Raw genomic sequence first — 12,823 nt, forward strand, 5'->3', positions numbered from 1 at the left:
CCCCCGCCGGTGTCCGGGATCACTTCCGCACCTCCCGCGCGCCCCGCAGGCCCGTTCCTGATCCCGCCTTGCTCCGCCCCCGCGTCCCACTCCGCGTGCGGGATCACTTCCGCACCTCCCGCGCGCCCCGCAGGCACCTTTCCGATCCCGCACGGTGTGACCTACTGCGTCCCGGTGGGAAAACGTGCCTCGACGAGAGAGAGTGCGCCGGGAGGCGACCCTGGTGCCCCGCCCTGCGCCCCTGAGGACCGCTTCGCCCGCCGGATCAGTTCCGCCCCTCGCGCGCGCTCTGCGGGCACGTTTGTGATCCTGCCTTGCTCCGCCTCCGCGTCCCACCCCGCTGCGGGATCCATTCCGTGCCTCGTCGACGGCCCGCTGGCACGTTCGTGATCCCGCACGGCGCGACGTTCCGCGCGCCGATTCGAGAACGTGCCACGTAGGGGGGGATGCGCGGTCGATTTTGATCGCGCTTCTGGTCGCGGCTGTGGGTCCGTCGCCGAGTCTGCTGTTCCTGCACGACCGAACCGCTCTCCGGCATCCCGGATCAGAAACGCTCCTCGCCTCCGTGCTGGATCAGAAGTGCTCCTAGCCTCCGTGCCGGATCAGAAGTGCTCCTCGGACCGCGGTGGGAGGTGCGTTCTTGATCCCGGGAGGGTGGGTGTGGTCGATCTCGGGAGCGGCAGCGGAGACCGTTCCCGCCGTCACTCGCTCCGGTGCGGGGTGAAAAGGGTGCGTTGAACGCGCCGCGGAGGGGTTTTTCTGATCCGGCCGGAGGGGTGCGCGCAGTGGCGGGATCAAGAACGGGCCCCGCGGGGAGGGGGCGGGTGCGGTATTGATCCCGGCACCGGTACCCGCACCGGCACCGGCACGGGCACCCGCGGAGGCGGGGATGTGCACGGGGGAGCAAGGTGCGTGCGCGCTGAGGCATCGGTCCGTGCGACCGGGGTCGGAAACACGCTTGCGCTCTTTTTCCACGCATGTAGACTAACCAGCACGACACATCGAAGTGGCGTCGGTCCCGGTCTCCGGTCAGCGGCTCTTCGAACCTTCTTCACCACCCCCTGCACCCGAGAGAAGGAACCATGAAACGAATGCCCCTCGCGGTCGCCGCCGCCGTCGCCGCGACCCTCGCGCTCGCCGGCTGCAGCGGCGGCGGAACGCCCTCGCCGTCCGACGGCGGTGGCGCCGAAGGCCCCGACGCCCTCAACATCGGCAACTTCCTCGATGTCACGTCGTGGGATCCGTCCCTCGCCGACATCGGCTTCGACGGCCCCTACCTGTCCGCGGTGTACGATGCCCTGATCGCCCTCGACGCCGACGGCACCCCGATCCCGTCGCTCGCGACGAAGTGGACCGTGGCCGACGACGACCTCAGCATCGACCTCGACATCCGCACCGACGCCGTGTTCAGCGACGGCACCCCGGTCGACGCCGACGCCGTCGTCGCGAGCCTCGAGTACCTCAAGGCCGGCGCCCGGTCCGGCGAGGCCTACGTCAACGCGAAGGGCTTCGAGAAGGTCGACGACGACACCGTCCGCATCGCCCTCACGCAGCGCGACGACACGATCCTCTACCTGATGGGCCTCGGCCGCAGCTACGTCATGCCCCCGGCCTCCATCGAGGCGGGCACGCTCGGCAGCGATCCGGTCGGCTCCGGCCCCTATGTGCTCGACAGCGACACCAGCGTCGCGGGCGCCGAGTACCACTTCACCAAGACCGAGGACCACTGGGACGCGAAGACGTACCCGTTCGCCGAACTCGCGATCTACCCGATCACCGATGCGACCGCCCGTCACAACGCGATGCTCAGCGGCCAGATCAACGTGCAGTACGGCGACGTGGCCAACCTCGACCAGGCCGAGCAGCAGGGCTGGAACACCGCCCAGCGGGTCTCCGGGTGGGCGGGCCTCGTCATCACCGACCACACCGGCGCGAAGAGCGAGCCCCTCGGCAAGCTCGAGGTGCGCCAGGCGCTGAACTACGCGTTCGACGGTGCGGCCGTCCTCGCGGCGGTCGGCAGCGGTGCGGGCGTGGCCACCAACCAGGTGTTCCCGGACGGCGGCGACATCAACGATCCCGAGCTCAACGACGCCTACGCGTTCAACATGGACAAGGCGAAGGAGCTTCTGGCCGACGCCGGCTACCCGGACGGCTTCGACATCTCGATGCCGATGTCCCCGATCTTCGAGATGTGGAAGCCGTCGGCCGAGCAGGCCCTCAACGAGCTCGGCATCACCGTCACCTGGGACAACATGCAGATGCCGGACTACCAGCTCAACGCACCGAACTACCCGATGTTCATCTCCTTCCTCGCGATGGACGGCAACGACGTGGCCACCGTCTCCCGGCAGCTGACGAGCGTGCAGTGGTTCAACCCGGAGCCCGACTACGCGAAGAACGAGGTCATCGCCCCGCTCGTCGAGAAGGTGCAGACGGAGCGCGGCGACGCGCAGACCGCCGCCATCAAGGACCTCAACGAGGCCCTCGTCGACCAGGCCTGGTGGTCGGTCTGGTACCAGGCGAACAACATCTACTACACGGCGCCCGGCATCCAGCTGCAGCCCGTCGTGGGGATGATGTTCCCGACGCTGCGGTACATCACGCAGGGCTGAACGCCCGCCGGGGCGGTCGCCACGCGGCCGCCCCGGCACCCCTTCCCCTCCTCCTCACCCTCGAGAGGCCCCCATGCTCCTCTTCACGGCGAAGCGGGTGCTGTCCGGCATCCTCCTGCTCGTCGCGGTCTCGATCGGCACGTTCTTCCTCGCCCACCTCGCGATCAGCGATCCGACCGCGTCGCTCCTCGGGACCACGGCGAGTCCTGCGCAGCAGGAGGCGCTGGCGGCGAAGATCGGTCTCGACCGCCCCCTGATCGTGCAGTTCTGGGATTGGTTCTCCCACGCCGTGCTGCTCGACTTCGGCGTCTCGTGGCGCAACTTCCAGCCGGTCGGCGCGCAGCTCGCGGTCAAGGTCCCCGTCACGCTCTCCGTCGTGACCCTCGCGACCCTCATCACCGCAGTCATCGGCGTCGCCTTCGGCATGATCACCGGACTCCGCCCCGGCACCTGGTTCGACCGGATCATCAAGGGGATCTCCGTCGTCCTCTTCGCGCTCCCCGGATTCTGGGTGAGCCTGGTCCTGGTGATGTGGCTGGCCGTGCAGCTCCAGTGGTTCCCCGCCGTCGGCTACGTCCCGCCGACCCAGTCCGTCGAAGGGTGGCTGCGCTCGATCACGCTCCCGGCGATCTCCCTCGCCCTGGGCGGCATCGTCGCCGTGTCCGAGCAGCTGCGGAACGCCGTGATCGCCCAGAGCCGCCAGGACTGGGTGCGCACCCTGCGCAGCCGCGGCCTGTCCGCCGCGCGGGTGAACCTGCACATCCTCCGCAACGCCTCGCCCGCCGCGCTCACGGTGATCGCCCTGATGTTCGTGGGCCTGCTCTCCGGCGCCATCGTGGTGGAGCAGATCTTCAGCCTCCCCGGTCTGGGGCAGCTCACGAACCAGTCGTCGCAGAACGGCGACATCCCCATGCTGCTCGGGATCACGGTGGTCTCCATCGTCTTCGTCGTCCTCATCAACCTCCTGCTCGACCTCGTGCTCGGCTGGATCAACCCGAAGGTGCGCGTCGCATGACCACGACAGACATCCGCGTCGCCTTCGACCGGGCCGCCCAGAAGCGCCGGTCGAGCCTGTTCCGACGCTTCCTCCGTCACCCCGGCGGCTCCATCCCGCTCGCCATCTTCGTACTCATCGTGCTCGTCGGCGTGTTCGCGCCGCTGCTGGCGCCGATGGACCCGAACCTCGTCGACCTCGCAGCCGCCAAGGCCCCGCCCTCGCCGGAGCACCTCCTCGGCGGCGACTCCACCGGGCGCGACATCCTCAGCCGCCTCATCTACGGGACGAGGACGACGCTGTGGGGCGCGCTCATCACGATCGTCACGGCGCTCGTCATCGGGGTTCCGTCGGGTGTCGCAGCCGGGTACTTCGGCGGCGTCTTCGACCGGGTCGCGACCTGGATCAGCGACGCCCTCCAGTCGATCCCCGGGATGATCATCCTCCTCGTGGTCGCCGCCGGCAGCCGCAACAACTTCGAGCTGCTGATGGTCACCGTCGGCGTCTTCATGGTCCCGGGGTACTTCCGCATCGCGCGGTCGCAGACGCTCGCCGTCCGCGGCGAGGCGTACATCGACGCCGCCCGTGTGTCGGGCCTGTCGGACGCGCGCATCATCTTCCGCCACGTCATCACGGCCGTCTACCCGCCGGTCATCATCCAGACCGCGCTCACTGCGGGTATCGCCATGGGCATGCAGGCGGGGCTCCAGTTCCTCGGCATCGGCGACTCGAACGTGCCGAGCTGGGGCGCGATGATGCTCGAGGGCTTCCGGCTCATGCTCACCTACCCGCTCATGCTGCTGTGGCCCTCCGCTGCGCTCGGTCTCACGATCGCCGTCCTCGCGATCATGGGCTCCACGCTCGCCGAGCTCGTGCAGGTGCGCACGCCGCGCGCGGCCCGACGGCGGCGGCGCGGAGTGCTCGAGACCGCGGACGAGGTCGCCGCGGCTCCTGCCACGGGCAGTGTCCGCCACGAGGCTCCGGCGTCGGCCCTCCGCGTCGAGAACCTGCACGTCGTCCACGCGACGCCGACGGGGGAGACCGAGGTCGTGCACGGCGTGACGCTCGACGTCGCGCCAGGGGAGGTCGTCGGGATCGTCGGCGAGTCCGGGTCGGGCAAGTCGCAGACCGTGTTCTCGGTGCTCGACCTGCTCCCCGCGACCGGCCGGGCGACCGCCGACGCGATCTGGGTCGGCGGCGCGGAGGTCACCCACGCGACGCCGAAGGAGCGCCAGGCCCTGCTCGGACGCACGATCGGCTACGTGCCGCAGGAGCCGATGAGCAATCTCGACCCCTCGTACACGATCGGACACCAGCTCATCGAGCCGCTGCGCCGGACGCACGGGCTCGGGAAGGCCGCCGCCCGGCAGCGCGCGCGGGAGGTGCTCCTGCGGGTCGGGCTGTCCGACCCCAATCGCGTGATGCGCAGCTATCCGCATCAGGTGTCCGGCGGCATGGCCCAGCGCGTGCTCATCGCCGGCGCGATCGCCGGTCGGCCGTCGCTTCTCGTGGCGGACGAGCCCACCACCGCCCTCGACGTGACCGTGCAGGCCGAGGTCCTCGAACTGCTGCGGGAGCTGCAGGCCGAGTACGGCATGGCGCTGCTCATCGTGACGCACAACTTCGGCGTCGTCGCCGACATCTGCGACCGCGTGATCGTCATGCGCGGCGGCGACATCGTGGAGACGGGGCCCGTGGACGACCTCTTCGCCGCGCCTACCCAGGAGTACACGCGCGAGCTCATCGCCGCGTCGCTCGACGAAGCCGACGGTCGCGCCGCGCTCGACGGCCGGCGGACGGAGGTCCCCGCATGAACACCGCTCCGGTGAACCCCCTGCTGCAGGTGGACGACCTCGTGGTCGAGTACGGCCGGGGTCGGCATGCCTTCCGCGCGCTGCACGGCGTCTCCCTCGACATCGCCCCCGGTGAGTGCCTGGGCCTGGTCGGCGAGTCCGGATCCGGGAAGTCGACGCTCGGCAAGGCCATCCTCGGCCTCGCCCCGGTGACGGCGGGCCGCATCCGCTTCGACGGCCGGGACATCGGCCGGCTCGGCGGCCGGGCCCGACGGGCGCTCGCCGACGACGTGCAGGTCGTGTTCCAGGACCCGTACGGCTCCCTCAACCCGGCACTGACCATCGGCGATATCCTCGCCGAGCCGCTGCTGACGACGGGGATCGGGGCGAAGGCCGCCGAGAAGCGCGTGCGCGACATGCTCGACCGCGTGCGGCTGCCCTCCGCGAGCATGGATCGGTACCCGAGCGAGTTCTCCGGCGGGCAGCGGCAGCGCATCGCGATCGCCCGCGCCCTCGTGCGCGGTCCGCGGCTGATCGTGTGCGACGAGCCGGTCAGTGCGCTCGATCTCACCACGCAGGCCACCATCCTCGACCTCTTCATCGAGCTGCAGCGCGACACCGGCGTGGCCTACCTGTTCGTCTCGCACGACCTCGGCGTCGTCCGGCGGGTCTGTCACCGGGTCGCCGTGATGTACCGGGGCGAGATCGTCGAGATCGGAGACGGGGAGCAGGTCACGCGCGCGCCGCGTCACCCGTACGCCGAGCGCCTGCGGCTGGCCTCGCCCGTCGCGGACCCGGTGGCTCAGCGGGAACGCCGGGCGCAATGGCTCGCTCTGCGGGAGGTGCCCGATGCGGCGGTACGGTAGCTCCAGGCCGGAACACGCCACACCCCGGACTCGGCCGGAAGGACGCCATGCCGAAGATCATCGACCACGACCAGCGGCGACGGGACATCGTCGAGGTGGCCAAGAGCATCATCCTGAAGGGTGGGTTCGAGGCGGCGACCATGCGCAGCATCGCCGCGGAGGCGGGCTTCGCGAACGGTGCGCTGAAGCACTACTTCCCCGGGAAGGAGAGCATCGTCGCGGCGACGTTCGAGACGATCCTGCAGCAGATGTCCGAGGGCGTGGAGGCCGCGGGGCAGGAGCCGGTGGCGGCGGGCGACGCGCTGCGGGGCTTCCTGCAGGCCACCGTGCCGCGCGACCCGGAGCAGATCGCCGCGGGCCGGGTGCTCCTGGCGCTCTGGGAGTACGCGATGGCGAACGAGTCGCTGGCCGAGCTCTACCGCGGACACCTGGGCTCCTGGCGAGCCTCGCTCATCGCGCGCATGGAGGCGGCCCGCGACGAGGGGTCGATCCGCGATCAGGACTACGGCCCGCTGGCGGACGAGTACATCTCCGCGGCGGTCGGGGCGACGGTCATCAACCTCATGTACCCGGACGGCGACCGCATCGCCGACTACGAGAACTACATCGACCGGTTCCTCGCGCGGCTGCGCTGAGGGCGAGGGGCCGGTCCCGAGAGGACGGCCCGTCATGACCCTTCCCCCCGAACGACCCGTGGTGTTCCTGCACGGCCTCGCCTCGCGCGGCACGCAGGACTGGCCGGACAGCGAGTGGACGGCGGTGCTCGGCGACCGGCCGCGCCGGGTCTTCGATCTGCCGGCGCACGGCGACGCCCCCGGGCTCGGCGTCGTGCCGACCTCCGCGGTGCTCGACGCGCTCGCCGACGCGATCGGCCCGGACGAGGTCGACCTCGTCGGCTACTCGCTCGGTGCCCGGCTCGCGTGGGACCTCGCCCGGCACCCCGGTGTCGCGGTGCGGCGTCTCGTGCTCGGCGGCCTCAGCGCGGGGGAGCCCTTCGCGCTCGTCGACCTCTCCGCCGCGCGGGCCGCGCTCGCCGGCGGACCGGCTCCCGTCGACCCGCTGACCGGGATGATCGTGCACATGGTGAGCCTGCCCGGGAACCGCCCGGACGATCTGCTCGACCTCATCGAGGGGCTCGCGACCGAGCCGTTCGCGCCCGAGGCCGGAGCGCCGGCGGTGCCGGTGCTGCTCCTGGGCGGCGAGGACGACCCGATGGCCGCGGGCATCGACGAGCTCGCCGCGCGGGTGGCGGACGTCCGCGTGCGGCGCGTCCCCGGCGATCACCTCGTAGCGCTGCACACCACCGCGTTCCGCGACGCCGTGCGCGGATTCCTCGCGGACTGACCTCCGCGACCGACGCCCGGCCTCCTCCTGCCCTTTATTTCCCACGTTTGTAGACACACCGAAAGGCATCCGCCATGACCGACACCCCCACTCCCGACGCCGCCCGCATCCTCGACATCGCCACCGGCTACATGGCCGCGAAGCAGCTCTTCCAGGCCAGCCGCATCGGTCTGTTCGCCGCCGTGGCCGCCGGTGCCGACACGGCTGCGGCGATCGCCGAGCGCTGCGGGGTGAGCGAGCGGATCGCCCGCCTGCTCGCCGACGCCCTCGCCGCGAAGGGTCTCCTCGTCCGGACGGAGGGGCGCTACGCCCTGGCTCCCGACGCGTCCGCCTACCTCACGGGGGACGACGCGGTCATCGACCTCGCTCCGTTCCTCACGTTCCTCGACGAGATCAGCTACCCGCACTGGCTGCAGTTCGCGCACACGGTCGACACGACCGAGCCCGGCAACCTGCAGATGGACGACGCCCGGTGGGGCACGTTCATGGCCGGCGTCATGACGTACAACCGCCTGCACGCGCAGGAGTTCGGCCGGCTCGTCGACCTCGCCGGCGCGACGAAGGCCCTCGACTTCGGTGGCCTGTCCGCCGAGTTCGCCCTCGCCGTCATGGCGCGCAACCCCGAGCTGCACACGACGTTCGTGTACGCCCCGGGATTCGAGGACGGCGTGGCCGAGGCGGTCGAGGCCGCGGGCGTCGCCGACCGGGCTGCCGTCGAGGTGGGGGACACGGCGACCGCGGCCCCCGAGGGCGCCTACGACGCGGTGTTCGCCAACCACGTGATCCACCGCTTCTCCGCGGAGGAGAACGCGCAGATCTTCCGCCGGCTCCGTGCTGCGGCGGTCGACGGGGCGACGCTCACCGTGCTCGACTTCTTCCTCGACGACGATGACGAGCAGCGCGCGCTGGACGCCCTGCACGCGGGGGAGTACCTCGTGATCGACGGCACCGTCGTGTACCCCGAGTTGCAGGTCCGCGGCTGGCTGACGGACGCGGGATGGGCGGTGCGCGACACCGTCGCCCTGCCGGGGAGCCCGCGCGTGCTCCTGGCCACCGCGGTCTGACGACCGCGGTTCGAGACTGGTCCGAGGGGGATCAGAGGCGGGCGGCATGCGTGAACATGCCGCCAGCCGTTTTCGTGGTGCGGGTGGTCAGCCGCGCGCGAACACCGTGCGGCCGTCGACGATCGTGCGCTCGACCTGGAGGGCGGCGAACGGGCGCCCCGGGCTGCACGGATCCTCGTCGAGCACCGTGATGTCGGCGACCTTGCCGGGCTCGAGGGTGCCCTTCCAGCTCGCGGCGCCGTCCTGGGTCGCGGCGTCGGCCGTCATGGTGCGCAGCAGCCGGCGCCGCGTCGCGGCGTCGTCCGCGCGGCCGTCGGCGGCGAGGAGGGCGAGGGACGCATCGAGGCTCGGGCGCCAGTCCGGCGTGGCGATCGGGGCGTCGCTGGTCACGGTGGTCAGCGCCCCGGAGGAGAGCATCTCGGCCAGCGGCCACGCGGCGGCGACGCGGGCCTCACCGAGCTGCACCGCCGCCCAGGAGTGCGTGTGCGCGGCGATGAGGGGCTGCACGGCGAAGCCGACGCCGAGGCGTTCCGCGCGCCGGATCTGCGCGGGGGTCGCGAGGTCGCCGTGCACGATGTGGTGGGGCGCCGGCGGCGGGGGAGTCTGGCCGTGCCGTTCCAGTGCGGTGAGGAACTCCTCGATCGAGCGGTCGCCGGTGGCGTGCACCGCGATCTGGAGGCCGCGACTCGCAGCCAGCGCGATCATCTGCTGGAAGGCGCTGAGCGGATCGGCGTCGCCGCGCGTGAGCAGGTGCCCGGTCGTCCCGTCGGGGTAGGGGTCCGACGTCCACGCGGTGGCCATCGGCGGGATGCCGTCGGCGAAGATCTTCACGCCGGGGATCGCGAGCCAGCGGGAATCGGTCGACGGGGGCGGCACCGGGAGTCCGGCGGCGAAGTCGTCCAGGGAGCTCTCGCCGTCGATCGTCCCGAACAGGCGGAGCAGTGTCACGCGCGAGGTCTGCGCGGCCTCTTGGTGCAGCTCCACGTACGCGTCGAGCATGTCGGTGCCGAAGCAGCCGGTCTCACCGAGGTCCTCTCCGGGGCCGATGCCCGGCTCCGTGTAGCTCGTGACGCCGAGCTCCGCGAGCAGTGCCCAGGCCCGGCGCAGGGCCGCACGTCGCTCATCGGCCGTGGCCACGAGGCGGCCGGTGGGCTGCTCCTCGGGCGGGGTGTCGGAGAAGAACAGGTGCGGCCAGCGCGCGCCCAGCCAGGCGGCGTGGAGGTGGGCGTCGTTGAGGCCGGGGATCGCGGTGCGACCGTCGAGCTGCACCACTTCGCGGGCCGGGAGGGCTTCGGCAGCGGCGTCGGTGGCGACGATCACCCCGTCCCGGACGGCGATCGCGGTGGCGACGGAATCGGTGGCGTCGACGGTGTGGATGCGGCCGCCGCGGACGAGGAGGTCGGCGTCGTCGCCGAGGAGTGCGCTGCTCATTATTCCACCAGTGTAGACGTAAAACTCTCGCGTACGGGAGGTCCCGCCCCGGCCGATTCGGCGCGCGGTTCCGCGGCTTGTACCCTGGACTCATCCCCCGAACACCCCGGCAACCTCGCGCGCGCCGGCGACCTCGGCGCGCGCTCACACATGCAAGGACGCAGATGAACGATTCCGCGGCACACCGCGACGAATGGACGGCGAGCGAAGAGCTGGCGGAGCGGATGATCCCGCTCATCGGGGCTCTCAAGCGCGAGCGCGACGTGGTCACCTCGTTGCACGGCCACCGCCTGCTCGGCCTCTCGGCGACCGGCCTCGTCGAGGTGCACGAGCGCGTGGCCCAGCTCGGGCACGAGCGCCTCGAGGTCGAGGACAGCCTGGCCGTGCTCGAGGGCATCCACGCCCTGGCCCCCGGCGCCTCGTCGATCGACGTGGCCCGCCTCGTGGAAGGGTACGCGGAGAGCGGCCGCCCGCTCGAGGAGTATCTCGCCGAGACCCTGGCGCCGGCCGTCGGCGCGGTCCCGGCATCGCCGACCGACGTCGTGCTCTACGGCTTCGGGCGCATTGGCCGCCTGCTGGCCCGCATCCTCATCGCGCACACCGGCGGCGGGAGCGGACTCCGGCTCCGCGCCATCGTCGTGCGCCGCGGCTCCGAGAACGATCTCGTCAAGCGCGCGTCGCTGCTGCTGCGCGACTCGGTGCACGGCCGCTTCGCGGGCTCGGTCACGGTGGACGAGGATGCCGAGCAGATCATCGCCAACGGCACGCGCATCCAGGTCATCTACTCCGACGACCCGGCCGCCGTCGACTACACCGCCTACGGCATCGACGACGCGATCGTCGTCGACAACACCGGCCGCTGGCGTGACGAGGCGGGACTCTCCCAGCACCTCCGCGCGAAGGGCGTCGCCCGCGTGCTGCTGACCGCCCCCGGCAAGGGCCCGCTGAAGAACATCGTGCAGGGCATCAACGACGACACGATCACCGACGAGGACCGCATCGTCTCGGCGGCGTCGTGCACGACCAACGCCATCACCCCGGTGCTCGCCGCGATCGACGAGGCCTACGGCGTCGTGAAGGGCCACGTCGAGACCGTGCACTCGTTCACGAACGACCAGAACCTCATCGACAACTTCCACAAGGGCGACCGCCGCGGCCGCTCCGCCGTGCTGAACATGGTCATCACCGAGACCGGGGCGGCGAAGGCCGTGGCCAAGGCCCTCCCGCAATTGGAGGGCAAGCTCACGGGCAGCGCGATCCGCGTCCCCACGCCGGACGTCTCGCTCGCGGTGCTGCACCTCACGCTGGAGAGCCCCGCCACCAAGGACCAGGTCAACGACTACCTGCGCCGCGTGTCGCTGCACTCGAAGCTCCGGCAGCAGATCGACTACGTGGAGAGCCCCGAGGTCGTCTCCACGGACTTCGTCGGCTCGCACCGCGCGGGCATCGTCGACGGCCTGGCCACCATCGCCGACGAGGACACCCTCATCCTCTACGTCTGGTACGACAACGAGTTCGGCTACTCCTGCCAGGTGATCCGGGTGCTGGAGACCATGGCGGGGTCGCACCCCGTCGTCCTCCCCGCCCGCCGCGAAGTCACCCTCTGACCGTCGACCCACCCCCTTCCGCTCGACCCGGCCCTCTGCGCGCGCACGCAACGGGCCGGGGCACGCGAAAGGGGGTGGGTCGCGGCATGATGAGGGGCATGAAGACCTCACGATGGCGGGAGGAGCGGCTGCGGTGGCAGGGGCTGACCGCGCCGGCGGCGGACGTGACGGGGGCGGCGGCGCGGCTGCTCGCGGTGCAGAGCCAGGACTTCACGGCCGGACGGTGGGCGCTGGCCGTGCGGACGAAGGGCGATGTACGGCTTCGTGACGTCGACGCCGCGTTCGACCGTGGGGACCTCGTCCGGGCCTGGACCATGCGGGGGACGCTGCACACGATCCCCGCACGCGACCTCGGCTGGGTGCTGGAGGTCACGGCCGCACGACAGCAGCAGCAGGCGGCCTCCCGACAGCGGCAGCTCGGCATCGACGACGCCATGATCGACACGGTCGTCCGGGGGCTCACGCCGCGGCTCCGTGACGGCGGCCTCACCCGGAGCGAGATCTTCCCGGTGCTCGAGGGCATCGGCATCGACCCCTCAGGGCAGCGCGGCATCCACCTGCTGTTCGCGCTGACGGTCGCCGGCGTGCTCGTGCAGGGGCCGGTCGTGCCGCGGGAGGGCATCACGCGGGAGCAGCGGTTCGTGCTCGCGGCGGACCACATCCGCGATCACGCCCGCCCGGAGGACCCGCTGGCCGAGCTGTTCGTCCGCTACGTCGAGGGACACGGGCCCGCCGGGGTCGCGGACTTCGCGTGGTGGTCGGGGCTGACGCTCGGGCGGTCCCGGGAAGCGGCGGAGCGCGCGGCGACCAGGGTGAGCGAGGTCGAGGACGGGGTCTTCGTCGGACGCACCCCGCCCCGGCGCGCGGCGGGCCGTCCGTCCGTGTTCGCCCTCGGAGCCTTCGATGAGTACTACATCTCCTACGCCGACCGCACCGTCGTCTGCGACCCGGAACACCTCGCCGCCGTCGGCCCGGGGAAGAACGGGATGGTCCGGGCGACCGTGGTGGAGCACGGCCGCGTGATCGGCTGCTGGACCCACGCCGCCGCCGCGCACACCACCCCTCCGACTCTCTTCGAGCCCCCAGAGGACCCCGCCGCCGTCACCACCGCC

Annotated in this window: 10 protein-coding genes; 9 read left to right on the top strand and 1 reads right to left on the bottom strand. The window is 71.5% G+C overall.

The window, feature by feature from the left end; all coding sequences use genetic code 11:
- Positions 1–1,082: 1,082 nt before the first annotated feature.
- From BV453_RS00885 to BV453_RS00915, 7 genes are all read left to right on the top strand, one after another.
- Positions 1,083–2,612, top strand: coding sequence for an ABC transporter substrate-binding protein (locus BV453_RS00885; protein WP_249520625.1), 1,530 nt, complete (start codon positions 1,083–1,085; stop codon positions 2,610–2,612).
- Between the two features lie 73 nt (positions 2,613–2,685).
- Positions 2,686–3,627, top strand: a complete 942-nt coding sequence (locus BV453_RS00890; RefSeq protein WP_025103884.1) for an ABC transporter permease — start codon at positions 2,686–2,688, stop codon at positions 3,625–3,627.
- Positions 3,624–5,420 (top strand): dipeptide/oligopeptide/nickel ABC transporter permease/ATP-binding protein, encoded by a 1,797-nt coding sequence (locus tag BV453_RS00895; protein WP_249520626.1) that lies wholly within the window; start codon positions 3,624–3,626, stop codon positions 5,418–5,420. Before BV453_RS00890 ends, BV453_RS00895 begins: the two co-directional genes overlap by 4 nt.
- Entirely contained in the window at positions 5,417–6,265 is an 849-nt protein-coding gene (locus BV453_RS00900; protein WP_029989391.1) for an ATP-binding cassette domain-containing protein, read from the top strand. The genes BV453_RS00895 and BV453_RS00900 overlap by 4 nt, the downstream gene beginning before the upstream one ends.
- Positions 6,266–6,312: 47 nt before the next feature.
- The gene (locus BV453_RS00905) at positions 6,313–6,900 is read left to right on the top strand and encodes a TetR/AcrR family transcriptional regulator (RefSeq protein ID WP_249520627.1); all 588 of its coding nucleotides are present in this window, start codon (positions 6,313–6,315) and stop codon (positions 6,898–6,900) included.
- A gap of 34 nt (positions 6,901–6,934) precedes the next feature.
- Entirely contained in the window at positions 6,935–7,609 is a 675-nt protein-coding gene (locus BV453_RS00910; RefSeq protein WP_249520628.1) for an alpha/beta fold hydrolase, read from the top strand.
- Positions 7,610–7,683: 74 nt separating this feature from the next.
- On the top strand, positions 7,684–8,673 hold the full coding sequence (locus BV453_RS00915; protein ID WP_249520629.1) for a methyltransferase dimerization domain-containing protein: 990 nt from the start codon (positions 7,684–7,686) through the stop codon (positions 8,671–8,673).
- Between the two features lie 87 nt (positions 8,674–8,760).
- Here the strand turns inward: BV453_RS00915 and BV453_RS00920 are convergent, their stop codons facing one another.
- The gene (locus BV453_RS00920) at positions 8,761–10,104 is read right to left on the bottom strand and encodes an amidohydrolase (protein WP_085606707.1); all 1,344 of its coding nucleotides are present in this window, start codon (positions 10,102–10,104) and stop codon (positions 8,761–8,763) included.
- Between the two features lie 164 nt (positions 10,105–10,268).
- Here BV453_RS00920 and BV453_RS00925 point away from each other — a divergent pair, with 164 nt between their 5' ends.
- Together BV453_RS00925 and BV453_RS00930 are read left to right on the top strand one after the other, a co-directional pair.
- Positions 10,269–11,711 (top strand): glyceraldehyde-3-phosphate dehydrogenase, encoded by a 1,443-nt coding sequence (locus BV453_RS00925; RefSeq protein WP_025103891.1) that lies wholly within the window; start codon positions 10,269–10,271, stop codon positions 11,709–11,711.
- Between the two features lie 98 nt (positions 11,712–11,809).
- Positions 11,810–12,823, top strand: a 1,014-nt coding sequence (locus tag BV453_RS00930; protein ID WP_249520630.1) for a winged helix DNA-binding domain-containing protein, incomplete at its 3' end; no start/stop codon positions are given.

Source organism: Microbacterium sp. ER1 (genome assembly GCF_023383675.1).
Taxonomy (GTDB): Bacteria; Actinomycetota; Actinomycetes; order Actinomycetales; family Microbacteriaceae; genus Microbacterium.